Origin of the sequence: Shinella sp. HY16, assembly GCF_028534175.1 — a bacterium.
GTDB lineage: Bacteria > Pseudomonadota > Alphaproteobacteria > Rhizobiales > Rhizobiaceae > Shinella.
In genome coordinates this window covers 4,011,562-4,035,057 of sequence record NZ_JAHYXL010000001.1, presented here as the reverse complement: position 1 = coordinate 4,035,057, position 23,496 = coordinate 4,011,562, and the positions used below count along the sequence as shown (strand labels likewise).

Here is a 23,496-nt window from a genome sequence, read left to right as displayed (position 1 = left end):
GCTTTGCCCCGATCGGCAACCTTTCACGACCAAGAAGGTTCCGTGAAAATGGCTAGGGAAGCGCACTCACCTGCATTTTCGGGCTGTCGAGCAGGATGGTCGAACGCAGCGTCTTGATCTCGCCGATTCGCTCGAACTCGCTCCAAAGCAGCCGACGATAGTCGGCGACGTCCTTCACGGCGATCTTCAGGAGGAAATCGAAATCGCCGGCGACCGTGTGACACTCCACCACTTCAGGCATGCGCCGCACGAGATCGATGAAGCGCTCGCCGACGCGCGGGGCCGTGCGCTCGAGCGTCACCTCCAGAAAGGCCTGAAAACCGATGCCGGCGGCGCGCGGATCGACGATCACCGTGTGGCGGATGACGCCGCTCGCCTCCAGCCGCGCCAGCCGTCGCGACAGCGGGGCCGGCGAGAGGCCGACCTTCTCGGCAAGCTGGTTGTTGGAGAGCCCCGCATCCTCGACGAGCAGGCGGATGATGCGCCGATCCGTCTGGTCCAGCGTCAGCTCATCGTCCGGCTTCCTGCCCATGTCCCGCTCCACGCAAAAACCTGCACCAATCTAGCAGCGGAAAGCAAGAAGACAAAAGCTTCTTGCGCTTTCTCCGCAATATCATGGTCGATTTTGCGGCAGCTTTGGCCTACACCGCTTGCAGACCCACCGCACAAGGAACCCGGCCATGTTCGACGCCCTCACCCGCCAGCCCGACGACCCGTTGCTTGCCCTGATCGGCCTTTTCCGGGCAGACGAGCGCGCCGGCAAGGTGGACCTCGGCGTCGGCGTCTATCGCGACGAAACGGGTGCGACGCCGATCTTCCGCGCGGTGAAGGCGGCGGAGCGGCGCCTCGTCGAGATGCAGCCGACCAAGGCCTATGTCGGCCCGGAGGGCGATCCGGTCTTCCTGGAGCGCCTGTGGACACTGACGACGGGCGAAGCCGGCCGCGGCCGCGCCACCGCCGCGCTGCAGACGCCGGGCGGATCCGGCGCGCTGCGCCTTGCCGCCGACCTGATGGCCCGCATGGGCGTCAAGGGCATCTGGCTCGGCCTGCCGAGCTGGCCGAACCATGCCAGCATCTTCAAGGCGGCCGGCCTCGAGGTCGTCACCTATCCCTTCTTCGACATCCCCTCGCAGACGGTGCTCTTCGACCGCATGATGGAGGCGCTTTCGGGCGCCGCGCCGGGCGATGCGGTGCTGCTGCATGCCAGCTGCCACAACCCGACGGGCGCCAATCTTTCCGCGGAACAGTGGCGCGCCGTCTCCGAGCTCATCGCCGCACGCGGCCTGCTGCCGCTCGTCGACATCGCCTATCAGGGCTATGGCCGCGGCCTTGACGAGGATGCCGCCGGGCTGCGCACGCTGCTTGCCGCCGTGCCGGAAGCGCTGGTCGCAGTCTCCTGCTCGAAGTCCTTCGGCCTCTACCGCGAGCGCACCGGGGCGATCTATGCCGCCTGCGGCAGCGCGGAGACGGCGCTGTCCGTGCGCACCAACCTCGCGGCCCTCGCCCGCACCAGCTATTCCATGCCGCCGGACCACGGCGCGGCCATCGTCGCGACAATCCTCGGCGACGACGCGCTGAAGGCCGACTGGATGGCGGAAATCGAGACCATGCGGCTGCGCATCACCGCGATCCGCGAACGCCTCGCTGCCGGCCTCTCCGGCCGCTGGCAGGTGCTGACGGCCGTCCGCGAGCAGGAGGGCATGTTCTCCCTGCTGCCGCTGGAGGAGGCGGACGTCCTGAAGCTGCGCGCCGAACACGCGATCTACATGCCAACCTCCGGCCGCATCAACATTGCCGGCCTCAAATCGGCCGAAGTCGATGCGGTGATCGAGAAGTTCCTGAGCCTCTGAGGAAACGATGTCTGTCGAAACAGCAGCCCGGCCCGAGCGCCATTCCGCCTACGAGGATGCCATCGCCATCGTCGTCGGCACGATGTTCATGGCGCTCGGCGTGGTGATTTATACCAAGGCCGTGCTGCTCGCCGGCAGCACGGCGGGCCTCGCCCTGCTCCTGCAATATGCCAGCGGGGTCGGCTTCTGGTGGCTGTTCTTCGCCATCAACCTGCCCTTCTATGTCCTTGCGGTCAAAAAGCTCGGCTGGGCCTTCACGCTGCGCACCTTCGCGGCCGTCACGCTCGTCTCGATCTTTACCCGGCTAACTTCCGACCTCATTTCCTTCTCCCACCTCGACCCGCTCTATGCGGCCGTCATGGGCGGAGCGCTGTCCGGAACAGGCCTGCTCATCCTCTTCCGCCACCGCACCGGCCTCGGCGGCATCAATGTGCTGGCGATCTATCTGCAGGACCGTTTCGGCATCCGGGCCGGCTACTTCCAGCTCGCCGTGGATCTCGCCATCCTTGCCACCGCCGCCTTCGTCATCCCGCCCGATCGCCTCGCGCTCTCCGTGCTCGGTGCCGTCGTCGTCAACATGACGCTCGCCATCAACCATCGTCCGGGCCGCTATCTCGGAGTGACGTGACGTCCGGACGCAAAACCGCTGCGCAGTTTTGCCGGAATCGCTCTATGAAGGCGGCGACCATAAAACGAAGGAGACCGGCGTGACCGTCACGATCTACGGCATCAAGAACTGCGACACGATGAAGAAGGCCCGGACCTGGCTCGACACCAAGGGCGTCGCCTATCGCTTCCACGACTACAAGGCGGAAGGCATCGATGCCGCGAGCCTGACGCGCTTCGTCGATGCGCTCGGCTGGGAGACGGTGCTGAACCGTGCCGGCACCACCTTCCGCGCCCTGCCGGATGCCGACAAGCAGGCCCTTGACGCCGGGAAGGCGATCGCACTCATGCTCGCCCAGCCCTCGATGATCAAGCGCCCCATGCTCGACCGCGACGGCGCCGTGACAGCGGGCTTCAAGCCGAAAATCTACGAAACCTTGTTCTGAGATCTACGGCCAGGCGGCATAGGAGGTTTCCGCGCGCACCTGCCGGCTGGCAAGCCCCGCCCGCCGGGCGCGCGGCGAGACCCCGGCCAGTCGCTTGAAGAACCGGCTGAAATAGGCCGCATCGCGAAAGCCGAGCGCTTCGGCGACCTCGGCGATCTGCAGGCTCGACCCATCGAGCAGCATCTCCGCCTCCATCATCAGCCGGGCATGGATCAGCTCCATCGGCGAACGCCCCGTGGCGCGCCGCACCGCCGTGTTCAGCCGGTCCGGCGTCACGCCCAGGACGGCGGCATAGTCGGCGAGCGACCATTGCTCGCGCATATGCAGCTCCACGAGATGCAGGAAGCTGCGCACGGTGGCGCGCGGCGAGGGTTTCGGCTTTTCCGTCGCCGGATTGGCGCGGCGCCAGATGGCGATCAGCAAGAGGGCAAGGTGATGACGCACCACCTCCTGCATGCCCGCCGCGTTCTCGCGCAGCTCCGCCTCGATCGTCTCCACCGTCTGGAGCATCTTTCTCGCATCCGCCAGCGCCAGCTTGGCGCCGAGGATCGGCCGGGCGATGGCGTCGCGCACCTCGGCGAAGATCGCTCCCGTCGGCATGGCGGGGCCAAGCGCCAGCTCCGGGATCGCCAGCGCCGCCCCCTCCGCGCCGGCATCGAAGAGCACCGTGCCCCGCTCGCCGGCCGGCGCCCAGACGATGGAGGGACCGGAGAGCCCGAGATCGGCCGGACCGAGCGACACCCGGCCGCTGCCGGAGAGGAGCAGGAAGACGCGGTTGCGCCCGCCGCGGAAGGTCCAGCCGGACTGCGACAGCGCACCACGGAAGAGCCGCGCCTCCGTCGGCAGCGGCGGCGTGTTGCCGGCGGCGCGATGCTGCGGCGCAAGAGCATCCTGGAAGGGCATGGCGGCAGTCTCCTTGCCGTGAAAAGTACAAGTATCTCTTGTAAAAGTCTATTCCGCCCCGCCCTGCGTCCGGCTAACCTTTCATCCGTCAAGAGGCGACAGAAGGCCCGGAGGAGAATGCGGCCGCTGCCCGCCTTGGCGCGACGCCTGCCGGAAGAGCAGGCCTTTTGGGAGGAATCGACGATGAAATCTCTGCAACGCAGGCACGTCCTGCGCGTGATGGCGGCTGCCTCCGCCCTCCTGGCGACGGGCATCGCGCCGGGCGCGCTGGCACAGGACCGCAGCTCGGTGAAGATCGGCTACGCCATTTCCAAGACCGGCCCCAATGCCGGCGGCGCCGGCATCACGACGCTGCCGAACTACCAGCTCTGGGTGAAGGACGTGAACGACGCCGGCGGGCTCGAACTGCCCGACGGTAAGAAACTGCCGATCGAGGTAATCGAATATGACGACCGGTCCACCTCGGAAGAGCTGGTACGCGCCGTCGAACGCCTGGCGACGCAGGACGAGGCGGACTTCATCCTCGCGCCCTGGGGCACCGGCTTCAACCTTGCCGCCGCGCCGCTCTTCGACCGCTACGGCTACCCGCAACTCGCCGTCTCCTCCGTTACCGACAAGGCGCCGGATTTCGTCAAGCGCTGGAAGAAAAGCTTCTGGATGCTCGGCGGCGGCCACGACTATGCCGGCGCGCTCGCCGGCCTCATCAAGAGGGCCGTCACCGACGGCACGCTCAACAACAAGGTCGCCATGGTCTCGGTCGCCGACGGCTTCGGCATCGATCTCGTGAACGCCGCACGGCCGGCCTTCGCGGAAGCCGGCATCGAACTCGTCTACGACAAGACCTATCCGGTCGGCACGTCGGACTTTTCGCCGATGATCAACGAGGCGAAGGCGAGCGGCGCCGACAGCTTCGTCGCCTTCTCCTATCCGCCGGATACGTTCGCGCTGACCCAGCAGTCGCAGGTCGCCGATTTCAATCCGAAGCTGCTCTATCTCGGCGTCGGCACGGGCTTTCCGGTCTATGGCAAGAACAACGGCGACAATGCCACCGGCATCATGAGCCTGGGCGGCATCGATCCGGCGAACGAGGCGAATGCCGCCTATCGCAAGCGCCACGAGGAGGTGACCGGCCAAGGTCCCGACTATTGGGGCAGCGTCATCACCTATGCCTCGCTGCAGATGCTGCAGGAGGCGATCAAGCGCAAGGGCCTCGACCGCGAGGCCGTGTCCGCGGAGCTGTCGACCGGTACATTCCAGACCGTGCTCGGCGAGACGAAGATGGAAGACAACCAGCTTCGCACGCTCTGGTGGACCGGCCAGTGGCAGAACGGCCAGTTCGTCGGCATCGCCCCTGCAGACCGTACCGGCGCCAGCCAGCCGATCCTGCCGCGGCAAGCGTGGAAGAAGTAGCGGCCTTCGTCACGCGGGATCGAAGGGCGCTTTGGCGGACCGGCGCTTTCCCTCGCTGACGACCGGAACGGGCACGACTGCCCCTCACCCCGGCCCTCTCCCCGCAAGCGGGGAGAGGGGGATGGCAACGGTATAGCCAGGTTTCCTTCTCCCCGTTCACGGGGAGAAGGTGGCCGGCAGGCCGGATGAGGGGCATTCTGCCATCGACTGAAAACGGCGCGGTGCATGCCATCGGCCGGCAAATGTAAGGAGCGGCCATGCTCGTCACGGCCTTGTTGTCCGGGCTCGTGCTCGGCGGAACCTATGCGCTGGTCGCGATGGGGCTGACGCTCCAGTACGGCATCGCGCGCATCATGAACCTTGCCTATGGCGAGACGATCATCGCGGCAGCCTTCCTTGCCTATGTGCTGTTCAACGGTCTCGGCATCAATCCGGTGCTCGGTCTTCTAGCCGCCGTGCCGCTCGGCTTTGTCTTCGGCTATCTCGTCTACGGCCTGATGATGCGCCCGCTGGTGCGCCGCGCGAAGAACCGGGAGACGCTGGAGATCGACTCCATCCTCGCCACCTTCGGCCTGCTCTTCGTCATCCAGGGCGTCATGCTCGTCTTCTTCGGCAGCAATTATACGAGCTACAGCTATCTCAACATCGGCGTCAGCGTGTTCGGGGCCACCATCGCGGCCAACCGCCTCATCGCCTTCGCGCTCGCCATCGTCCTCGGCAGCGGGCTGTACCTGCTCCTCACCCGCACCCTCTGGGGCACGGCGCTACGCGCCGTCGCCGTCTCGCCGACCTCCGCGCCGCTCGTCGGCATCGATGTCGAGCGTGCCGCCCGCACGGCCTTCGCCATCGGCGGAGCGCTGGCGGCCGCCGGCGGTGTGGTCATCTCCATGTACCAGACCTTCACCGCCACAGCCGGTGTCGTCTTCACCATGAAGGCGCTGATCGTCATCATCATGGGCGGGGTCGGCAATATTCTCGGCGCGCTGTTCTCCGGCCTGCTGCTCGGCCTCGTCGAGACCTTCGTTGCGACCTATGTCGATCCGGGCCTGACGCTCGCCGCCACCTACCTCATCTTCCTCGCCATCCTGCTCTGGCGCCCCGCCGGCCTCTTCGGGAGGAGCGCACGGTGACGGCACGCACGCTTTTCGGCCTCCTCGTCGCCGGCCTCGTTCTCGCCGCGCTCGCCGCCCTGCCCTTCTTCGCCGGACCCTATGCGGTGACATTGATGATCGGCATGACCGGCTATGTGGTGCTCGCCACCGCCTGGGGCCTGTTCTCCGGCCCGACGCGCTATGTCTCGCTCGCCACCGTCGCTTTCTTCGGCATCGGCGCCTATACGGTCGGCGTCTTCAGCGAGACCCTGCCCTATCCGCTCGTCCTTTTCGTCGCGGCGATGATCGGCCTTGCCGTGGCGCTGGTCGTCGGTCTCTCGACGCTCCGCCTTGCCGGCGTCTATTTCGTGATCTTCACCTTCGGTCTTGCGGAGCTCATCCGCCAGCTCGTCACCTGGTACGAGGTCAACGTGACGGGCACGCTTGGCCGCTACATCTTCCTGCCCGTGACGCCGGAGGGGATCTACTGGCAACTGCTGGCGCTCGCCGCCGCCACCTTCCTCTTCTCCTGGGGCATCGGCCGCACGCGCTGGGGCCTCGCCTTGAAGGTCATCGGTGACGACGAGGTGGTGGCGAGCCATTGCGGCATCGACATCACCAAGCTCAAGCTCGCGCTCTTTGCCGTCAGTGCCGTGATCATCACGCTCGTCGGGGCCATCCAGGCGCCGCGCTGGACCTATATCGAGCCGAGCATCGTCTTCAACCCGACCATCTCCTTCCTGACGCTGATCATGGCGCTGCTCGGCGGGGCGGACCGACTGTGGGGCCCGCTGCTCGGCGCCATTCCGCTCTTCCTGCTCTTCGAGTGGCTTTCCGCCAACTTTCCGAACCATTATCCGATCATCCTTGGCCTTGTCTTCATCGCCATCGTGTTCCTCCTGCCGAAGGGCGTGCTGGCAGCCGTTGAAAGCCGGCTAAGGAAAGGCGGTGCGCGATGAGCGAACTTCTCGCCCTCACCGGCCTTACCAAGCGCTTCGGCGGGCTTACCGCCGTCAACGCCGTCTCCTTCTCGCTGGAGCGCGGCGAGGTCGTCGGCCTGCTTGGCCCGAACGGCTCCGGCAAGACGACGGTGCTCAACATGATCTCCGGCTTCCTGCCGCCGACCGGCGGGCGGATCGCCCTCAACGGCGAGGCGATTTCCGGCCTTGGCCCGAACCGCATCGCGAGGAAAGGTGTCGCCCGCACCTTCCAGCTGGTGCGCGCGCTTCCCTCGCTGACGGTGGCCGAAAACGTCGTGACCGCACTAGCCTTCGGCCGCCGGAAGCTCTGGGGCAAGGCAGCCCACGAGGCAGCCCAGGCCCATCTTGCCGCCGTCGGCCTTGCCGGACGCGCCGACCAGCCGGCCGGCTCCCTCACCTATATCGACCAGAAGCGCATGGAGCTTGCCCGGGCGCTCGCCGCCGAACCGGAACTGCTTTTGCTCGACGAATGGCTCGCCGGCCTCAATCCGACGGAGCTTCGCACCGGCATCGACCTCATCCTGTCGCTGAGGGAGCGCGGCATCACGGTGCTCCTTGTCGAGCATGTCATGGATGCCATCCGGGCGCTCTGCGGGCGGGCCATCGTGATGAATGCCGGCCGCAAGATCGCCGACGGCCCGACCGCCGAGACGCTGCGGGATCCGGAGGTCGTGCGCGCCTATCTCGGAGACGGCCATGCTTGAGATCCGCGACCTCTCCCTCCACTACGGCCCGCACCTTGCCCTCGACCGGATCTCCGTCACCGTCGGCAAAGGCGAGACCGTCGTCATGCTCGGCGCCAACGGTGCGGGCAAGTCATCGCTGCTCAAGGCCGCCGCCGGCCTCGTCCGGCCCGATCCCGGCGCCGATATCCGCTTTGTCGGCGCGGACATTGCCGGCCGGCCCGCGCATCTGGTGCTCGAAGCCGGCATCGCGCTGGTGCCGGAGGGCCGCGGCGTCTTCGGCGACCTGACGGTCGAGGAGAACCTTGCCCTCGGCGCCTATGCCAGGCGCGCCCGCGCCCATGGCAAGGCGAGCCGCGAGCTAGTCTACGGCCTCTTCCCGAAACTCGCGGACCGGCGCCGGCAGTTCGTCAACACCATGTCGGGCGGCGAGCAGCAGATGGTGGCGATCGGCCGCGCGCTGATGTCGAAGCCCGACCTCCTGATGCTCGACGAGCCGAGCCTCGGCCTTGCCCCCGTCGTCGTCGGCGAGCTCTTCGCCGCGCTCGGCCGGGTGCGCGAGAGCGGGCTGGCGCTCTTGATCGTCGAACAGAACGTCAAGATGAGCCTTTCGATCGCCGACCGCGGCTACCTTCTGGAGGCAGGCCGCATCGTCGGCGAGGATACCGCAACAGGACTGATGAACGACGACGCGGTAAAACGCGCGTTCCTCGGCGCAACCGTCTGAATGTCAAGCAGGGAGCAAACCATGTCCGTCCTTGGACTGAAGATCAACAATCTCGACCAGGCCGCCTCTGACGGGCGCACCTTCACCCGCATCAACCCGATTTCCGGCGAAATCGCTTCGGAGGTCGCCGCCGCCTCGCTGGAGGATGCACGCCAGGCCGTCAATGCCGCGGCGAAGGCCTTCCCTGCCTGGGCGGCGACCGGGCCCGGCCAGCGCCGAAAGCTGCTTCTTGCCGCCGCCGACAAGCTGCAGGCGAGAACCGCCGATTTCGTCGCCGCCATGGCCGCCGAAACGGGCGCGACGGCCGGCTGGGCAATGTTCAATGTCGGCCTTGCCGCCGACATGCTGCGCGAGGCCGCATCGCTGACGACGCAGATCGCCGGCGAGATCATCCCCTCCAACCGCCCCGGCTCGCTCGCCATGGGCATGCGCCAGCCGGCCGGCGTCGTCCTCTCCATGGCGCCGTGGAACGCGCCGGTCATCCTCGGCGTGCGCTCGCTCGCCACCCCGCTTGCCTGCGGCAACACGGTGGTCATGAAGACTTCCGAAATCTGCCCGCGCACCCACCGGCTGATCGTCGACGCGCTGCACGAGGCCGGTCTGCCGGAAGGCGTGCTCAACGCCGTCTCCAATGCGCCTGACGATGCCGCCGCCATCGTCGAGGCGATGATCGCCCATCCCGCCGTGCGCCGCGTCAACTTCACCGGCTCCACCCGCGTCGGCCGCATCATCGCCGAGACCGCCGGGCGCTACCTGAAGCCGGCGCTGCTGGAACTCGGCGGCAAGGCCCCCTTCGTGGTGCTCGACGATGCCGATATCGACGCAGCCGTCGCCGCCGCGGCCTTCGGCTCCTATATGAACCAGGGGCAGATCTGCATGTCGACCGAGCGCATCGTCGTCGATGAGACGATCGCCGACCGCTTCGTCGCAGCCCTTGCGGAAAAAGCCGCCACACTGGTTGCCGGCGATCCGCGCGAGGGCAACACACCGCTTGGCTCGGTCGTCGATGCCCATGCGGCCCAGAGGCTGGAACAGCTCATCCGCGACGCCGTCGGCAAGGGCGCGGTGCTCTCGGCCGGCGGCAGCGTGCGGGGCACGATCGTCGACGCCACCCTGCTTGACCGGGTGACGCCCGCCATGCGCATCTACGGCGAGGAGAGCTTCGGCCCGGTCGTCAGCGTCATCCGCGTCGGCTCGACCGACGAGGCGGTGCGCGTCGCCAACGACACGGAATACGGCCTTTCCGCCGCCGTCTTCGGCAGGGACGTCAACCGCGCCATGCAGGTCGCCCGCCGTATCGAATCCGGCATCTGCCACATCAACGGCCCGACCGTGCATGACGAGGCGCAGATGCCCTTCGGCGGCGTCAAGGAATCCGGCTACGGACGTTTCGGCGGCAAGGCCGGCATTGCCGAATTCACCGAGTTGCGCTGGATCACCGTGCAGGACGGCGCCATCCATTATCCGATCTGACCCATGGCGCTCCTCCACAACAAGACCGCCATCGTGACGGGCGGGGCCGGCAGCATCGGCCTTGCCGTCGCCCGGCTTTTCCTTGCCGAGGGTGCCAATATCGTGCTCGTCGACAACGACCGCGCGGCGCTTGAACGGGCCGTTGCGGGCCTGCCGAAGGAGCGTGTGGCCTGCGCGGCAGCCGATGTCACCGACAGTATCTCGACGCAGGCCTATATCGGCCTTGCCGTCGAGCGCTTCGGCGGCATCGACGTGCTGTTTTCCAATGCCGGCACTTTCGGCACAATCGCACCCATCGCCGACTATCCGCTCGACATCTTCGACGCCGTGCAGGCGGTGCATGTGCGCGGCGCCTTCCTTGCCGCCAAACACGCCGTGCCGCATATGCGCGATGGCGGCAGCAGCATCATCACGTCGAGCGTGGCGGCGACGCGCGGCGATCCCGGCGTCTATGCCTATATCACCGCCAAGCACGCCCAGACCGGCCTGATGCGCTGCCTAGCCAAGGAGCTCGCCCCGCGCGGCATCCGTGTCAACACGGTCAATCCCGGCCCCGTCGACAACGGCTTCCAGCTTGCCGTGGAACAGGGTTTTGGCGCCGCGACCGGCATGGACGGCACGGATTTCTTCAACAGGCTCATCCCGATGGGCCGCCATGCCAGCGCCGAGGAAATCGCCCGCTCGGTGCTCTATCTCGCCTCTGACCAGGCAAGCTTCGTCACCGGCACGATGCTGATGGTCGATGGCGGCATGAGCATCTGACCGCAGCACGGCAAAAGACCCGGATGCAGGGAACATCCGGGCCTTCGGGGAGGTCAATGGGGAGGTGCTTACTTGCAGACCTTGATCTTCTTGATGATGACGTTGCCGTAGTAGTCGTAGGACTTTACCTTCTTGATGAAGCAATGCGGCTTGTAGCCGTAGCTGTAGTAGCCGGCCTGCGAGGGGGCGGCGAAGGAGACGGCAGCGATGGCGGCGATGGCAGCGGAAACGATGATCTTGCGCATGGGGTCTCTCCTGATTTCATTGGGATGAGCCTCTCTCATCCGGTGACCAGAAGGTCGCACATCGCCGCGCCCGCCGCTGTTCCGCAGGAAACAGGCCCTTTTACCTGACGCCGAAGCGATTTCGCTTCGGCTGGAACGGCTCTAGCGAAAAAGCCGCTCCACATAATCCCGCCCGAGCCCGACCTTCTCATAGTGGTCACGACAGAGGGCAATGTAGTTGTGCACGTCGAAGAAGCCGTCGGGCTCTCCCTTGTCGTCGAGCCAGATCAGCGGCCCCTTGACCTGGAAGAACACCTTCATCGGTTGCTCGTGCTCATAGGCGACGAGCGTGTGGCCCTCGCCGGGCGTCTCGTAGACGAAGTCGCCGGCCGTCGCCGTCCAGTCGTGCTCCAGATAGCCCCACTTGCCGGAGATCGTATAGGCGAAGACCTCGTGCGGGTGGTAGTGGCGATTCACCAGCCCCGCCTTCTTCGCCATCAGGATGTCGCACCACTTGTTCTGCGTCGGCGAGATCCACAGCGGACGGGAGGAGACGGGCTCGGTGAAGGGCACGTAGTAGCGCTCGTCGTCGGTCGGCGCATTCTGGAGATAGACCTCCGGCTGGGCGTCCGGCTGGAACACCGTGTCGATCGGCTTCAGATCCTTCCAGAATTCGTTCTTTGCAAGCTCGGGCATGGATTTCCTCCTCGTATGATGGTTCAGGCGCGGACGGCGATGTCGAGCAGCGCGAGCGTCCGCTTCGTCTCGATATGGTCGATCGCCTCGGCAAGTGCATCGGAAAGGGCGGCGCCGTCGGTGACACGTCTTGCATAGGCCCGGCTCGCCTCGGCGACCTTCACGAAATCCGGCACCGGCGAAAGCGCGGTCAGCGGCATGCGGTTGGTCTTCGCCGCATACCCGTCCGGATAGAGGCCGAGCACCGACTGGCGCACCGCACCCCATTCGGCATTGTTGACGATAAGGACAAGGATCGGCAGTTCCAGCGCCTCGGCGATCTGATGGCAGACGACGGGATTGGCGAACATGTACGAACCGTCGCCCATGGTGGCGACGATGAGCCGCTCTCGCCGCGCCAGCTGCATGCCGAGCGCGGCGGGAAAGGACCAGCCGAGGCCGCCGGAATGCGGCTCCTGATACCAGGCCTGATGATGAGAAAGCGTCATCGGTGCCAGCGGGCAGCCGAGTTCGGAAAGCACGGTGGCATTCCGGCCCGCCAGCGCCTCGGAAAGCGTCAGGCTGACGAAATCCTTCGTCATCGGCGTGCCGCCTCCGCGCCGGGCCGCATCAAGAACGCCGTTGCGGGCCATGCGGTTGCGTTGCGCAACCGCCGTGGTGCGACGTTCCGCCGTGGTGCGATGGGCGGGCAGCAGCAGGTCCATCGCCACCTTCAGGGCCAGCAGGCCGGTATCGACATCGCCGGCGAGCGTCACGTCGGAGCGGAAGTAGCGTACCGGCTGGCGCTGGCAGAGCGGATCCTGGGCGAGCTGGATGACCTTGCAGCCGGGCCGGAGCAGATGGACATCCGGCGACCAGGGCGCCAGCGCATCGAGGATGAGCACCACGTCGGCAGCCTCCAGGAGGGGCCCCGGATCGGCCTGTGCGGCCATCGGATGGTCCGTCGCCATGGCAAGCTGCACCGCCCAGTACTGGCAGACGGGAATGCCCCAGTCACCCGCCAGCGCCGCGAGGGCGGCAAACCCCTCGGCCGACCCGGCGCCGTGCTGCGCGAAGATAACCGGGCTCTCCGCCGCCGCCAGAAGACGCGCGGCCTCCGCAACCGCTTCGGCCGATGGCGTGGAGACGGCAGGCATCATGGTTGCCGGCGCCGCAAGGTCCTCCGTCGGGCAAGGCTGGCAGAGCACCTCGCGCGGCAGGCTCATATAGACCGGCCCGCGCGGCGTGGAATTGGCGATGGCATGCGCCCGGTCGACCATCTGCGGGATATGCTCGGGGAAGCGCAGCTCGTCGTCCCACTTGCAGGCCTCGCGCACCAGCGCCGCCTGGTCGCGCATCTCCTGCCCCCAGCCGATCGGCACGGTGCGTGACCCCTTTCTTCCGCGCTCGGTGACCGGCGTGCGGCCGGAGAACAGGAGAACCGGGATATGCTCCATCGCGGCGTTGATGGCGCCGATGGCGCAATTGGCAAGGCCGACATTGGTATGCGCCATCACCGCCTGGGCACGGCCGGTGGCGAGATAATAGCCGTGCGCCATGCCCATCGCCGCCGATTCATGCGGCATGACGAGCGCTTGCGGCAGGGCGATGCCCTTCGCCTCCGCCTCGGCCAGGCCCTCGATGATTGGCGGAAAATCCGTGCCGGAATTGGCGAAGATAAAGTCGATGCCGACCGCCTTCAGTCGGGCGAGCAGCGCACCGCCCGCCGTCATTGCCGGCGCCCCGGCAAGATCGTCTTCGCCCATCGGAACCTCCCCGTCGTGCGGCAGCCTGCCCGCGGCCGCCGGTTTCCTCGAACCGGACGGCACAGGTCTCAGGCAGCACTCTGACAGGCAGGACAGTGATGTAAAATGAAATGCCGGCCACGATACATAACGAAAGCCGTATGAATTGCTCTCAGTGCAGCCCGCCGACGCCGAGCAGCGCCTCAACCGTGTGCCGGTCGGCAGCGAGCGCCGCCGGAGTGCCGGTCCAGGCGATGCGGCCGCGCTCGAGGATGATCACGTCGTCGGCGAAATCGAGCGCGCTCTGGATGCGCTGTTCGACAAGCAGGATGGTCATCTCGCCGGAGGCCGCAAGCGTACCGAACGCCGCCATCAGTTCCTCGCAGATAACAGGGGCAAGGCCCTCCAGCGGCTCGTCGAGCAGGAGCACGGAGGGTTGGCCGAGAATGGTGCGCGCCGTCGTGAGCATCTGCTGCTCGCCGCCGGAAAGCTGCGAGCCGAGGTTCCTGCGCCGCTCCTTGAGCCGAGGGAACATGGCATAGGCCTCATCGATAGCCGTGCGCGGGCGGCCCTTCAGCCCGACGAAGAGGTTTTCCTCCACCGTCAGCGTCGGGAAGACGTCGCGAGACTGCGGCACGTAGCCGAGCCCCTTCAGCGCGCGGGCGGAGCTGCCCATACCCTCGATCGCCTCTCCGCCGAGGCGGATAGCGCCACCATAACGCTTCGTCTGGCCGGCGAGCGTGGCGAAGAGCGTGGATTTTCCCATGCCGTTGCGGCCGAGCACGGCGAGCCTGCGGCCGGCATCCGCGGCAAAGGAGATATCCTCCAGAACCCGCGTCGGGCCGTAGCCGGCGGAAAGACCGGCGATTTCAAGCGACGCTGCGGGCATCGGCATAACTCCCGAGATAGGCCTGTCGAACACGGGCGTCCTTCGTCACCGCGTCTGGCGATCCGTCGAAGATGATCTCGCCCGCCGCCAGCACGATGACGCGCTTTGCGAAGCGGAAGACAAGGTCCATGTCGTGCTCGATCATCAGAACGGCAAGATCCGCCGGCAGATCGGCAATCGCCTGCTCGATGCGCGCCGTATCGCTCTGCGGCACGCCGGCGGCGGGCTCGTCGAGCAGCAGGACCCTGGGTTTGAGCGCAAGCGCAAGCGCGAGTTCCAGCAATCTTTGCTGGCCGTAGGCGATCTCGCTGACGCGGCGGCCGGCAAGCTGGGCGATGCCGAGCCGGGCAAGCAGCGCATGCACCTCATCCATCACGTCAGGCATGGCGCGGTGGCTGGCGAACATGCGGCCGGACCGGCCTTGGCGCTGCAGGATGGCGAGCGCGACATGGTCCTCCGGCGTCATCTCGGAGAAGAGCCGCGTCACCTGGAAGGACCGCACGAGGCCGCGGCGCACGCGCTCCGTCGGCCCGAGGCGGGTGACATCCTCGCCGCCGAGCGTGACCGTGCCGGAATTCGGCAGGAGATTGCCGGTGACGAGGTTGACGAAGGTCGTCTTGCCGGCGCCGTTCGGGCCGATCAGCGCAACCCGGTCGCCCGGTGCCATCGACAGGGACACATCGTTGGTGACGGCGAGGCCGCCGAAGCTCCGCTTCAGGTTGCGGACATCAAAAATCGCGTTCATCGGTCCTTCCTTCCGCGGCGTTCGAGGAGGGCGGCGAGCGAGCCGTAGAGCCCCTTCGGCGCGAAGAGCACCACGGCGATCAGCAGCGCGCCGACGATGGTGAGCCAGTGGAACGGATTGGCCGCCGAGACGACGTCCTCGAACCACAGGAAGGAGAGTGTGCCGATCAGCGCGCCGTAGAGCGAGCCGGTGCCGCCGAGCACGAGCATGACGAGGGCTTCGGCCGAGAGCGTGAAGGACAGGCTGTCGAGGCCGACGACCTGGGTCGAGATGGCGTTGAGTGCCCCGCCCGCCCCGGCGACGGCACCCGAGATGGCGTACATCCGGATCAGCGTGCCGTGCACCGAGGCGCCCATGGCGCGCACGCGCAGCGGGTCCTGCTTGATGCCGCGGCAGAGCATGCCGAAGGGCGAGCGCACGATCTGGCGCAGAACGACGAAGACGGCGACCAGCAGCACGATGCCGAAGACATAGGCCGTGCGGCCCCACAGGTCGAATTGCCAGAGGCCGAAGACGGCATCCGGCATGATGCCGGCAAGACCGTCGCTGCCGCCGGTCCAGCCGGACGCCTTGTTGGCCGCCTCGTGGGCCAGATGGACGATGGCGATGGACAGCACAAGCTGCGGCAGGCCATGCGCCCGCAGAACGACGGCACCGGAGACAAGGCCGGCGAGCGCACCCGCGACCACGCCGACGGCGAGCATGGCGATCGGATCGGTAATGCCGAAATGGGCCGCCGCGATGCCCGCCCCATAGGCCCCTGCACCAAACAGCGCGGCATGGCCGAGCGTTGCCACGCCGCAGTAGCCGGTGACGAGATCGAGCGAGAGGACCAAGAGCGCGATCGCCGTGATGCGTGTTAGCAGCGCGAGGTTGTTGGGAAAGAGGAGATAGCCGAGGACGGCGACCACAAGGATAACGAGGACCCCGATCGCATCGCGCGTCAGGCGGGCGCGGCGGTCGTGGGTGGTGGAGAGGTTGTCGGTGTTCATGGTGAGCGCCATCACTTCATCCTTCCGGCAAGGCCGCGCGGGAAAATCCAGACGATGGCGATGACCGCGAGATAGAAGAAGAATTCGCCGAATTCCGGCATCAGGTAGCGCCCCGTCGTATCGATGGCGCCAAGCAGCAGGCAGGCGGCGAGCGCACCCGGAATGGAGCCCGCCCCGCCAACCGAGACGACGACGAGGAAGGTCACCATGTAGCGCAGCGCATAGTAGGGCTCGATCGGCAACAGCTCGGCGCCGACGACACCCCCGAAGGCGGCAAGGCCGACCGCGACGGCGAAGCTGACGGCATAGACGACCTCGGTCTTCACTCCGAGGGCGGCGGCCATGGCCGCGTTGTCGACGCTCGCGCGCAACTTCACGCCGAAGGCCGTGCGCTCGATGAAATACCAGAGGCCGAGCGCGACCGCGGCACCGCAGGCAATGACGAAGAGGCGATGCGCCGAAACCGTACGGAAGCCGAGGCTGACCGGCGCGCGCAGGCTTTCCGGCGTCGGAATGGTCTTCAGCGTCGGCCCGAAGACATAGTTGGCGATGCCGATGACGCAGAAGGTGATGCCGATGGTCATCAGCACCTGCGTCAGCTCCGGCTGGCCATAGACGCGGCGATAGAGCAGGCGCTCGACGGGAATGGCGATCAGGATGGTGCCGAAGACGGCAAGCATGACGGCAACGGCATAGGCAAGGCCGAGGTCGCGCGCGGCATAGGAGGCGATGTAGCCGCCGATCATCGCGAAGGCGCCATGCGCGAGGTTGACGACCCGCATCAGCCCCATCGTCACCGAGAGGCCGATCGAGATGACGAAGAGCACCATGCCGTAGGCGAGGGCGTCGACGCCGATGCTGAAGACCGTTTGCATCCAACTATCCTGCTGTGGTGGAGGAACAGCCCCTCATCCGGCCTGCCGGTCACCGTCTCCCCGCGAGCGGGGCGAAGGGACATGCCGCACCGTTTTCCTCAAATCTACACCGTGGTGCGGGGCACGTCCCCTCTCCCCGTCTGCGGGGAGAGGGTTAGGAACAAGCCATTTGCCAGGCAGCAACGATGGTTACTTCGCCGCCGCAAGGCCGGGGTCGCCCTGCTTTTCGAAGGTCTGCACCTCCTTGTTGTAGTAGGTCCCGTCATCGGCCTTGGCCACTTCGCGCAGGTAGATGTTCTGCGTGATATGACGGCTTGCCGGATCGATCGAAACCGGTCCGCGCGGGCTTTCCCAGGAAAGACCCTTCACGGCCTCGACCGCCTTGGCCGCATCCTGCGCGCCGCCCGTTGCCTCGATCATCTTGTAGATGACATGCATGCCGTCATACGCGCCAACCGCGGGGAAGGAGAGCTCCGCCGGATTGCCGATCGCCTTGCCGGCGGCCTCGACGAATGTCTTGTTCTCCGCTGAATCGTGTGAGACGGCATAGTGGAAGGTGGTCGTGAGACCCAGCGCCGCCTCGCCGAGCGCCGGCAGGTCGGATTCCTGCGTCAGGTCGCCGGGCGCGAAGAACTTGATGCCGCCGGCTTTCAGACCGTTCTCGTTGAAGGCCTTGACGAAGCCGAGCGTCGTCGGGCCCGAGGGCAGGAAGGCAAAGACGCCTTCGGCGCCGGAATCCTTGATGCGCTGCATGATCGGCGAGAAGTCGTTGGTCTGGAGCGGCATGCGGATCGCCTCGACAATCTCGCCGCCCGCCGCCTCGAAGCCCGCCTTGAAGGCAGCTTCCGCATCGACGCCCGGACCATAGTCGCTGACGACGGAAATGATCTTCTTGGTGCCACCGTCGAAGGCGACCTTGGCGATCGGCGTCGAAGTCTGCCAGGTGGTGAAAGAGGTGCGCACCACATAGGGGCTCTTGGTGACGATGGCTGACGTCGCCGCGTTCATCACCACCATCGGCACATTGGCCTGTTCGAGCAGCGGGGTCGCGGCCATCGCATCCGGCGTGAAGTAGAATCCGGCTAGGTACTGTACGCCTTCCTTGACGACGAGCTCCTGCGACAGCGCCTTGGACTGGGCCGGGTCGGCGGTCGGGATGTCGCGGTAGATCACCTCGATCGTGTCGTCGCCAACCGTGTTGCCGTTCAGCGCCATATAGGCGTCGATGCCTGCCTTGAAGTTCTTGCCCTGGAGCGCGAAGGGGCCGGAGAACGGCCCGACGACGCCGACCTTGATTACATCGGCATGGGCAGCACTTCCCATCAGCACAGCCGCCAGCGCGGCGATCGCGACATGTTTCATGTTTTCCTCCCTGAAAGGCCGGTCTCCCACCGGTGCTCGATCCTGTCCAAAACTGGATTTTTGTCAGATTGACAGATGAAACGGTAATGTAAAATGAAAAAATATGGCTATTTCATAACTTAGAAATTATGAAAACACATCAGGCCGCACCCAGATGCCGAACGGACGACAGCATCGTATCGGCCAGGCGAAGGGCAGCGCCGGTGGCGACCACCATCTGTGGCAGGATCATCCATTCCAGCGTCCAGGCCGCCCCGGAACGCTCCTGTTCATGCACCATCGCCTGCGCCAGACCGCCGAGCTGTGCCGCATTGAACCGGGCAAGCGCGACCAGCCCTTCGGCGGCGACCGGGTTCTGCTTGTGCGGCATGGCGGAGGAAGAACCGCCGCCGGCAAGCGCGATCTCGTCGCCACGGTCGGCCATCAGGACGACATCCTGCCCGATCTTTCCAAGGCTGCCGCTGATGCCGGAAAGGAGGGCGGCAAGGTCCATGATGCGGTCCCGCTGGCTATGCCACTGCGGGACATCCACAAGACCGAGATTGCGGGCAAGCGCGGCACGCACGGCCGGTGCTTTCTCGCCCAGTTTCTCCAGCGTGCCCGCCGCGCCGCCGAACTGCACGACAAGCCCCTCCTCCATCAGACCCTTCAGGCGCGTATGATGGCGCTCAAGGGGCGCACGCCAAGCGCCGACGCGGTCCGCCACGGTAATGGGGATGGCAGCCTGCATGCGGGTGCGCCCCATCAACACCCGGTCGCCGAAGGTGACGGCGAGACCATCGAGCACGCCGGTCAGCGCTTCCAGCCGGTTTTCAAGAACAGGCAAGACGCGTGAGAGGCGCAGCATCAGCCCGGTGTCGACGACATCCTGGCTGGTCGCGCCGACATGTACATGCCGGCGATGCGGCTCGCCGACGGCGGCGCGGAGTTGGCGAACGAAATCGGGCACCACCACACCGTCGCGGGCGGTGGCGGCCCTGAGACTTGCGACATCCGGCGAGAAGCGGTGCGCGGCAGCCTCGATCGCCGCGGCGGCTTCTGCCGGGATCACACCCGCCTCTACTTCGGCCCTTGCCAGCGCCACCTCGAACGCGAGCATGGCCTCAAGCTCAGCAGCGACGGAAAACAGCGCTGCCACCGCCTCGTCGCCGAGCAGGCCGGAGAGATAGGGATGGTCGAAGGGAGAAACGGTCATGTGTCGCTCTTTTCCGATGGGAAGCGCGTGGATCGTCGGGTCAAGCCCGAGAATGACGGAGAGGAGGAGAGGTCACGGACCTCATGAACGATGCGGCATGCGGCGCCGTCAATCTGACTGCAAACCTCGCTTCTTTCGTCATCCTCGGGCTTGATCCGAGGATCCACGTAGCCGGTGCCGAGCTTAGCACACAGCCTAGATATCGAAGAACACCGTTTCCTTCTCGCCCTGCAGATGAATGTCGAAGCGGTAGCTGTCCCCGTCCACCGCTGCGATCAACGTCGACACGCGCACCCGGTGTTCGATGCGGGCGAGCACCGGGTCCTCGGCATTGGCCGCCTCTTCATCGCCGAAGTAGAGACGCGTGTTGAGGCCGAGATTGATGCCGCGGGCGACGATCCAGAACGAAATGTGCGGCGCCATCGGGCGGCCGTCCTTGAAGGGCGCGCGGCCAGGCTTGATGGTCTCGAAGCGGTACTCGCCGGTCTCTCCGTCGGTGGCGGCACGACCCCAGCCGGTAAAATTGGGATCGGCGCTGCCGCGCAGCTCCGAGAGGCTGTTGTAGAGACCTGCCGCATCCGCCTGCCAGATCTCGATCAGCGCATCCTTCAGTGGCGTGCCGGTGCCGTCGAGCACCCGCCCGGTGATGGTGATGCGCCGTCCGAGCGTCCTGTCGTTCACCATGGTGGCACCGAGATCGCTCTCATAGACGCCGGCAATGCCGGAAAAATTCGGCGTGAGACCGATATGGACATAGGGGCCTGCCGTCTGCGAGGCGCTTTCCTTGAGATAACCGAGCGGCTGCACCATCAGTTGCCCTCCATCCGGTTTTCGAAGAGCGTCGAGCGGCGGCCGCGCAGCACGATGTCGAACTTGTAGGCGCGCGCATCCATGGGGATCGTGTTGCCCCAATCGAGCGCGGCGACCAGCTGCTCGATGGCCGCCTTGTCCGGAATCGTCTGCACGATGGGACATTTCCAGATCATCGGGTCACCCTCGAAATACATCTGCGTGATCAGCCGCTGGGCGAAACCGTGGCCAAAGACGGAGAAATGAATATGCGCCGGGCGCCAGTCGTTGACGCCGTTTGGCCAGGGATAGGGGCCGGGCTTGACGGTGCGGAAGGCATAATGGCCGTCTTCATCGGTGATGGTGCGCCCGCAGCCGCCGAAATTCGGATCAAGCGGCGCGAGATAGCTTTCCTTCTTGTGGCGGTAGCGCCCGCCGGCATTGGCCTGCCAGAACTCAAGCAGCGCGCCCGCCACCGGCCGCGCCCGCTCGTCGAGCACCCGGCCGTGCACGATGATGCGCTCGCCGATCGCGCTTTCGCCCGGTTTTGCGAAATTGTGAATCAGGTCGTTGTCGAGCTCGCCCAGCATCGCATGACCGAAGACCGGGCCGGTGATTTCCGAAACCGTGCCGTCGAGCGACAGAAGGGCCTTCTGCGGCGAGCGCAGCACGGAGGTCTTGTAGCCCGGCGTCAGGCCCGGCGGATGCCACAGGCGATCACGGGAGAAGAAGGCGCCTGTTTCGGGCTTGCGATTGGAAAGGTCCGTCATGGTTTCCTCAGGCCGCCTTTTCGGCGTCCATGTCCTCGAAGACGTGCTTGGCGATCTTGATCGCCCGGTTGGCCGCCGGCACGCCGGCATAGATCGCGACATGCAGAAGCGCCTCGGCGATATCCTCGCGGCTGGCGCCGGTGTTGACGGTGGCGCGCACATGCATCGCCACCTCCTCATCGTGACCGAGCGCGGCGAGCAGCGCGATCGTCACCATCGAGCGCTCGCGCATCGTCCAGCCGGGCCGCGACCAGACCGTGCCCCACGCCGCTTCGGTGATCAGCTCCTGGAAGGGCTGGTCAAAGGCGGTGGCGCCGGAGGAGGCGCGGTCGACATGACTGTCGCCGAGCACCGCGCGCCGGGTCACCATGCCCTGGCGGTAGCGGTCGGAAAAGGTATGCGCATCAGCCATGGGGCTCGTCTCCGGCAGGTAGGGTGGCGATGAAGGCGCGGATCATCTCCGTCAGCATTTCCGGCTGCTCGACGCAGGGAATGTGCCCGGCATCCTTGATGACCTCGTAGCGGGCGCCGGCAATGAGCTTTGCCATGGACAGCACCACATCCGGCGGGGTCGAGCCGTCCTGGTCTCCGACGACGCAGAGCGTCGGTACGGCAAGGCGTTCCGTCGAACGGGTGAGGTCGGCGTCGCGCAGCGCGGCGCAGGTGGCGGCATAACCGACCGCGGACTGGCGGGTGAGCATGTTGCGGTAGCCGTGATAGGCGGCGTTCTCCGGACGACGGAAGGCCGGCGTGAACCAGCGCTCCATGACGGCGTCGACGAGACCTTCGATACCCTTCGTCTCGACGCTTTCGATACGCGCATTCCACATCTCGGCCGTGCCGATCTTGTGCGCCGTGTCGCAGAGCACCAGCGCCCGGACGAGGTCCGGCCGCTTCGCCGCAAGGCCCTGCGCGATCATGCCCCCGACGGAAAGGCCGCAGATGACGGCACCCTTCACATCCAGCCGGTCGAGCAGTGCGGCGAGATCGAGGACATGGTCGTCGATCGAATAGGGTACCTGGCCGAGATCGGACAGGCCATGGCCGCGCTTGTCATAGGTAACGATGGGGAAGTCGCCAGCAAGGCGCACGACGACGTCACGCCAGATGCGGAAGTCGGTGCCGAGCGAATTGGCAAAGACGATCACCGGCCGGCCCGCCGGCCCGCCGATCAGCTGGTGGTGCAAGATGACGTCGTTGACGGTTGCGAACTGCACTTCTGTCTCCTCCGGACCCTCAGATTGGCCCCTTGATCTGGTTAGGTAAAATGATATTTCATGCCGTTTCGTTAACTTGAGGGTTATGGAAACCATGGTCGATAGCCGTATCAAGTTCCGCCATCTGCAGACCTTTGTCGAGGTGGCCCGCCAGAGAAGCGTGATGAAGGCAGCGGAAATCCTGCATGTCAGCCAGCCTGCCGTGACGAAGACGATCCGTGAACTGGAGGAGGTTCTCGGCGTCGCCGTCTTCGAGCGCGAGGGGCGCGGCATCAAGATCACCCGGCATGGCGAGGTCTTCCTCAAGCATGCCGGCGCAGTGCTGGCGGCGCTCCGGCAAGGCTTTGATTCGGTCTCGCAGGCGCTTTCCGGCGATGCCCCGCCGATCCGAATCGGCGCATTGCCCACCGTCTCGACGCGCATCATGCCGAAGGCGATGGCGCTGTTTCTCGCGGAAGAGACGGGCGCACGCTTAAAGATCGTCACGGGCGAAAACGCGGTTCTGCTGGAGCAGCTGCGCGTCGGCGACCTCGATCTCGTCGTCGGGCGCCTTGCTGCACCGGAGAAGATGACGGGCTTCTCCTTCGAGCACCTCTATTCGGAAAAGGTGGTCTTCTGCGTGCGCGCCGGCCATCCGCTGCTTGCCGGCGGATCGGCCTTTGCCGGGCTCGACGCCTATCCCGTGCTGATGCCGACGCGCGCCTCGATCATCCGCCCCTTCGTCGAAAGCTTTCTGATCACCAACGGTATTGCCGGCCTTCCGAACCAGATCGAGACCGTGTCCGACGCCTTCGGCCGCGCCTTCGTGCGCGAAAGCGATGCGATCTGGATCATTTCCGAAGGGGTGGTGGCGGCGGATATCGCGGATGGTGCGCTCGCGGCGCTGCCGATCGATACGAGCGGCACGAAGGGGCCCGTCGGCCTCACCATGCGCACCGACGCCGTGCCGTCCATGCCACTGTCCATCCTCATCCAGACGATCCGCGAAGTGGCAGGCAAGGTATCGCCCGCGGCTTGAGCCCTTCGCCCCTCGGCCAGAGGGTTCGCCACAATTGCGGGCGCAAAGCCGCTTCCCGCTTTTGCTGGA

At 66.1% G+C, this 23,496-nt stretch carries 26 protein-coding genes; 11 read left to right on the top strand and 15 right to left on the bottom strand.

Translation table 11 applies throughout. The features are described 5' to 3' along the window. Positions 1 to 52: 52 nt before the first annotated feature. Positions 53 to 532, bottom strand: coding sequence for an Lrp/AsnC family transcriptional regulator (locus tag K0P03_RS19785; protein ID WP_023513945.1), 480 nt, complete (start codon positions 530 to 532; stop codon positions 53 to 55). A 148-nt stretch (positions 533 to 680) separates the two neighbouring features. Between K0P03_RS19785 and K0P03_RS19780 the strand changes: the two genes are divergently transcribed. The 3 genes from K0P03_RS19780 to K0P03_RS19770 all read left to right on the top strand — a co-directional run bounded on the left by K0P03_RS19780 (position 681) and on the right by K0P03_RS19770 (position 2,902). Beyond that, positions 681 to 1,850: an amino acid aminotransferase gene (locus K0P03_RS19780; RefSeq protein ID WP_272790404.1), complete on the top strand. Its 1,170-nt coding sequence runs from the start codon at positions 681 to 683 to the stop codon at positions 1,848 to 1,850. A 7-nt stretch (positions 1,851 to 1,857) separates the two neighbouring features. Then, positions 1,858 to 2,478 carry a YitT family protein gene (locus K0P03_RS19775; RefSeq protein WP_023513943.1) on the top strand — a complete coding sequence of 207 codons (621 nt, stop codon included), beginning with the start codon at positions 1,858 to 1,860 and terminating at the stop codon, positions 2,476 to 2,478. Between the two features lie 79 nt (positions 2,479 to 2,557). Then, positions 2,558 to 2,902, top strand: coding sequence for an ArsC family reductase (locus K0P03_RS19770; protein ID WP_050742819.1), 345 nt, complete (start codon positions 2,558 to 2,560; stop codon positions 2,900 to 2,902). Positions 2,903 to 2,905: 3 nt separating this feature from the next. On the opposite strand, the gene K0P03_RS19765 is transcribed toward K0P03_RS19770, so the two are convergent. Beyond that, positions 2,906 to 3,805, bottom strand: coding sequence for a helix-turn-helix domain-containing protein (locus K0P03_RS19765; RefSeq protein ID WP_050742695.1), 900 nt, complete (start codon positions 3,803 to 3,805; stop codon positions 2,906 to 2,908). Positions 3,806 to 3,988: 183 nt separating this feature from the next. Between K0P03_RS19765 and K0P03_RS19760 the strand changes: the two genes are divergently transcribed. From K0P03_RS19760 to K0P03_RS19730, 7 genes are all read left to right on the top strand, one after another. Then, a complete protein-coding gene (locus K0P03_RS19760; protein ID WP_272790403.1) occupies positions 3,989 to 5,215 on the top strand; it encodes an amino acid ABC transporter substrate-binding protein in 1,227 nt (408 codons plus the stop codon). 257 nt (positions 5,216 to 5,472) lie between these two features. Beyond that, positions 5,473 to 6,345 carry a branched-chain amino acid ABC transporter permease gene (locus K0P03_RS19755; protein ID WP_272790402.1) on the top strand — a complete coding sequence of 291 codons (873 nt, stop codon included), beginning with the start codon at positions 5,473 to 5,475 and terminating at the stop codon, positions 6,343 to 6,345. Continuing rightward, positions 6,342 to 7,265: a branched-chain amino acid ABC transporter permease gene (locus K0P03_RS19750; protein ID WP_272790401.1), complete on the top strand. Its 924-nt coding sequence runs from the start codon at positions 6,342 to 6,344 to the stop codon at positions 7,263 to 7,265. The genes K0P03_RS19755 and K0P03_RS19750 overlap by 4 nt, the downstream gene beginning before the upstream one ends. Then, positions 7,262 to 7,990 (top strand): ABC transporter ATP-binding protein, encoded by a 729-nt coding sequence (locus K0P03_RS19745; protein ID WP_050742698.1) that lies wholly within the window; start codon positions 7,262 to 7,264, stop codon positions 7,988 to 7,990. Before K0P03_RS19750 ends, K0P03_RS19745 begins: the two co-directional genes overlap by 4 nt. Continuing rightward, positions 7,983 to 8,696 carry an ABC transporter ATP-binding protein gene (locus K0P03_RS19740; protein ID WP_050742699.1) on the top strand — a complete coding sequence of 238 codons (714 nt, stop codon included), beginning with the start codon at positions 7,983 to 7,985 and terminating at the stop codon, positions 8,694 to 8,696. The genes K0P03_RS19745 and K0P03_RS19740 overlap by 8 nt, the downstream gene beginning before the upstream one ends. A gap of 21 nt (positions 8,697 to 8,717) precedes the next feature. After that, the gene (locus K0P03_RS19735; RefSeq protein ID WP_272790400.1) at positions 8,718 to 10,169 is read left to right on the top strand and encodes an aldehyde dehydrogenase; all 1,452 of its coding nucleotides are present in this window, start codon (positions 8,718 to 8,720) and stop codon (positions 10,167 to 10,169) included. 3 nt (positions 10,170 to 10,172) lie between these two features. After that, complete coding sequence (locus K0P03_RS19730; protein WP_272790399.1) at positions 10,173 to 10,931, top strand: SDR family NAD(P)-dependent oxidoreductase; 759 nt, start codon at positions 10,173 to 10,175, stop codon at positions 10,929 to 10,931. Between the two features lie 68 nt (positions 10,932 to 10,999). Here K0P03_RS19730 and K0P03_RS19725 read toward each other — a convergent pair whose 3' ends face one another. The 13 genes from K0P03_RS19725 to pcaD all read right to left on the bottom strand — a co-directional run bounded on the left by K0P03_RS19725 (position 11,000) and on the right by pcaD (position 22,409). Further along, complete coding sequence (locus K0P03_RS19725; protein WP_272790398.1) at positions 11,000 to 11,176, bottom strand: hypothetical protein; 177 nt, start codon at positions 11,174 to 11,176, stop codon at positions 11,000 to 11,002. Positions 11,177 to 11,317: 141 nt separating this feature from the next. Next, positions 11,318 to 11,851: a 2,4'-dihydroxyacetophenone dioxygenase family protein gene (locus K0P03_RS19720; protein ID WP_272790397.1), complete on the bottom strand. Its 534-nt coding sequence runs from the start codon at positions 11,849 to 11,851 to the stop codon at positions 11,318 to 11,320. Between the two features lie 23 nt (positions 11,852 to 11,874). After that, complete coding sequence (locus K0P03_RS19715; protein ID WP_272790396.1) at positions 11,875 to 13,596, bottom strand: thiamine pyrophosphate-requiring protein; 1,722 nt, start codon at positions 13,594 to 13,596, stop codon at positions 11,875 to 11,877. A 151-nt stretch (positions 13,597 to 13,747) separates the two neighbouring features. Beyond that, positions 13,748 to 14,464 carry an ABC transporter ATP-binding protein gene (locus K0P03_RS19710; protein WP_023516219.1) on the bottom strand — a complete coding sequence of 239 codons (717 nt, stop codon included), beginning with the start codon at positions 14,462 to 14,464 and terminating at the stop codon, positions 13,748 to 13,750. Continuing rightward, a complete protein-coding gene (locus tag K0P03_RS19705; RefSeq protein WP_272790395.1) occupies positions 14,445 to 15,209 on the bottom strand; it encodes an ABC transporter ATP-binding protein in 765 nt (254 codons plus the stop codon). Before K0P03_RS19705 ends, K0P03_RS19710 begins: the two co-directional genes overlap by 20 nt. Then, positions 15,206 to 16,213, bottom strand: a complete 1,008-nt coding sequence (locus tag K0P03_RS19700; RefSeq protein WP_023516217.1) for a branched-chain amino acid ABC transporter permease — start codon at positions 16,211 to 16,213, stop codon at positions 15,206 to 15,208. The genes K0P03_RS19705 and K0P03_RS19700 overlap by 4 nt, the downstream gene beginning before the upstream one ends. Then, positions 16,213 to 17,076, bottom strand: coding sequence for a branched-chain amino acid ABC transporter permease (locus K0P03_RS19695; RefSeq protein WP_023516216.1), 864 nt, complete (start codon positions 17,074 to 17,076; stop codon positions 16,213 to 16,215). The genes K0P03_RS19700 and K0P03_RS19695 overlap by 1 nt, the downstream gene beginning before the upstream one ends. 189 nt (positions 17,077 to 17,265) lie before the next feature. Next, positions 17,266 to 18,438: an ABC transporter substrate-binding protein gene (locus K0P03_RS19690; RefSeq protein ID WP_272790394.1), complete on the bottom strand. Its 1,173-nt coding sequence runs from the start codon at positions 18,436 to 18,438 to the stop codon at positions 17,266 to 17,268. A 139-nt stretch (positions 18,439 to 18,577) separates the two neighbouring features. After that, complete coding sequence (locus K0P03_RS19685) at positions 18,578 to 19,633, bottom strand: 3-carboxy-cis,cis-muconate cycloisomerase (RefSeq protein ID WP_272790393.1); 1,056 nt, start codon at positions 19,631 to 19,633, stop codon at positions 18,578 to 18,580. Positions 19,634 to 19,828: 195 nt separating this feature from the next. After that, positions 19,829 to 20,443 carry a protocatechuate 3,4-dioxygenase subunit alpha gene (gene pcaG, locus K0P03_RS19680; RefSeq protein ID WP_272790392.1) on the bottom strand — a complete coding sequence of 205 codons (615 nt, stop codon included), beginning with the start codon at positions 20,441 to 20,443 and terminating at the stop codon, positions 19,829 to 19,831. Beyond that, positions 20,443 to 21,192, bottom strand: a complete 750-nt coding sequence (gene pcaH / locus K0P03_RS19675; RefSeq protein ID WP_272790391.1) for a protocatechuate 3,4-dioxygenase subunit beta — start codon at positions 21,190 to 21,192, stop codon at positions 20,443 to 20,445. The genes pcaG and pcaH overlap by 1 nt, the downstream gene beginning before the upstream one ends. Positions 21,193 to 21,199: 7 nt before the next feature. Then, positions 21,200 to 21,604 (bottom strand): 4-carboxymuconolactone decarboxylase, encoded by a 405-nt coding sequence (gene pcaC, locus K0P03_RS19670; protein WP_023516211.1) that lies wholly within the window; start codon positions 21,602 to 21,604, stop codon positions 21,200 to 21,202. Then, the gene (gene pcaD / locus K0P03_RS19665; protein ID WP_023516210.1) at positions 21,597 to 22,409 is read right to left on the bottom strand and encodes a 3-oxoadipate enol-lactonase; all 813 of its coding nucleotides are present in this window, start codon (positions 22,407 to 22,409) and stop codon (positions 21,597 to 21,599) included. Before pcaD ends, pcaC begins: the two co-directional genes overlap by 8 nt. Before the next feature lie 94 nt (positions 22,410 to 22,503). Between pcaD and pcaQ the strand changes: the two genes are divergently transcribed. Beyond that, positions 22,504 to 23,427 carry a pca operon transcription factor PcaQ gene (gene pcaQ / locus K0P03_RS19660; RefSeq protein WP_023512545.1) on the top strand — a complete coding sequence of 308 codons (924 nt, stop codon included), beginning with the start codon at positions 22,504 to 22,506 and terminating at the stop codon, positions 23,425 to 23,427. The last annotated feature ends 69 nt before the right edge of the window (positions 23,428 to 23,496 follow it).

Excerpts from the sequence above, each read along its gene's own strand:
- K0P03_RS19785 (WP_023513945.1), bottom strand. The coding sequence starts at position 532 with ATGGGCAGGAAGCCGGACGATGAGCTGACGCTGGACCAGACGGATCGG.
- K0P03_RS19780 (WP_272790404.1), top strand. The coding sequence starts at position 681 with ATGTTCGACGCCCTCACCCGCCAGCCCGACGACCCGTTGCTTGCCCTG.
- K0P03_RS19775 (WP_023513943.1), top strand. The coding sequence starts at position 1,858 with ATGTCTGTCGAAACAGCAGCCCGGCCCGAGCGCCATTCCGCCTACGAG.
- K0P03_RS19765 (WP_050742695.1), bottom strand. The coding sequence starts at position 3,805 with ATGCCCTTCCAGGATGCTCTTGCGCCGCAGCATCGCGCCGCCGGCAAC.
- K0P03_RS19760 (WP_272790403.1), top strand. The coding sequence starts at position 3,989 with ATGAAATCTCTGCAACGCAGGCACGTCCTGCGCGTGATGGCGGCTGCC.
- K0P03_RS19755 (WP_272790402.1), top strand. The coding sequence starts at position 5,473 with ATGCTCGTCACGGCCTTGTTGTCCGGGCTCGTGCTCGGCGGAACCTAT.
- K0P03_RS19745 (WP_050742698.1), top strand. The coding sequence starts at position 7,262 with ATGAGCGAACTTCTCGCCCTCACCGGCCTTACCAAGCGCTTCGGCGGG.
- K0P03_RS19740 (WP_050742699.1), top strand. The coding sequence starts at position 7,983 with ATGCTTGAGATCCGCGACCTCTCCCTCCACTACGGCCCGCACCTTGCC.
- K0P03_RS19735 (WP_272790400.1), top strand. The coding sequence starts at position 8,718 with ATGTCCGTCCTTGGACTGAAGATCAACAATCTCGACCAGGCCGCCTCT.
- K0P03_RS19730 (WP_272790399.1), top strand. The coding sequence starts at position 10,173 with ATGGCGCTCCTCCACAACAAGACCGCCATCGTGACGGGCGGGGCCGGC.
- K0P03_RS19725 (WP_272790398.1), bottom strand. The coding sequence starts at position 11,176 with ATGCGCAAGATCATCGTTTCCGCTGCCATCGCCGCCATCGCTGCCGTC.
- K0P03_RS19720 (WP_272790397.1), bottom strand. The coding sequence starts at position 11,851 with ATGCCCGAGCTTGCAAAGAACGAATTCTGGAAGGATCTGAAGCCGATC.
- K0P03_RS19715 (WP_272790396.1), bottom strand. The coding sequence starts at position 13,596 with ATGGGCGAAGACGATCTTGCCGGGGCGCCGGCAATGACGGCGGGCGGT.
- K0P03_RS19710 (WP_023516219.1), bottom strand. The coding sequence starts at position 14,464 with ATGCCCGCAGCGTCGCTTGAAATCGCCGGTCTTTCCGCCGGCTACGGC.
- K0P03_RS19705 (WP_272790395.1), bottom strand. The coding sequence starts at position 15,209 with ATGAACGCGATTTTTGATGTCCGCAACCTGAAGCGGAGCTTCGGCGGC.
- K0P03_RS19700 (WP_023516217.1), bottom strand. The coding sequence starts at position 16,213 with ATGGCGCTCACCATGAACACCGACAACCTCTCCACCACCCACGACCGC.
- K0P03_RS19695 (WP_023516216.1), bottom strand. The coding sequence starts at position 17,076 with ATGCAAACGGTCTTCAGCATCGGCGTCGACGCCCTCGCCTACGGCATG.
- K0P03_RS19690 (WP_272790394.1), bottom strand. The coding sequence starts at position 18,438 with ATGAAACATGTCGCGATCGCCGCGCTGGCGGCTGTGCTGATGGGAAGT.
- K0P03_RS19685 (WP_272790393.1), bottom strand. The coding sequence starts at position 19,633 with ATGACCGTTTCTCCCTTCGACCATCCCTATCTCTCCGGCCTGCTCGGC.
- pcaG (WP_272790392.1), bottom strand. The coding sequence starts at position 20,443 with ATGGTGCAGCCGCTCGGTTATCTCAAGGAAAGCGCCTCGCAGACGGCA.
- pcaH (WP_272790391.1), bottom strand. The coding sequence starts at position 21,192 with ATGACGGACCTTTCCAATCGCAAGCCCGAAACAGGCGCCTTCTTCTCC.
- pcaC (WP_023516211.1), bottom strand. The coding sequence starts at position 21,604 with ATGGCTGATGCGCATACCTTTTCCGACCGCTACCGCCAGGGCATGGTG.
- pcaQ (WP_023512545.1), top strand. The coding sequence starts at position 22,504 with ATGGTCGATAGCCGTATCAAGTTCCGCCATCTGCAGACCTTTGTCGAG.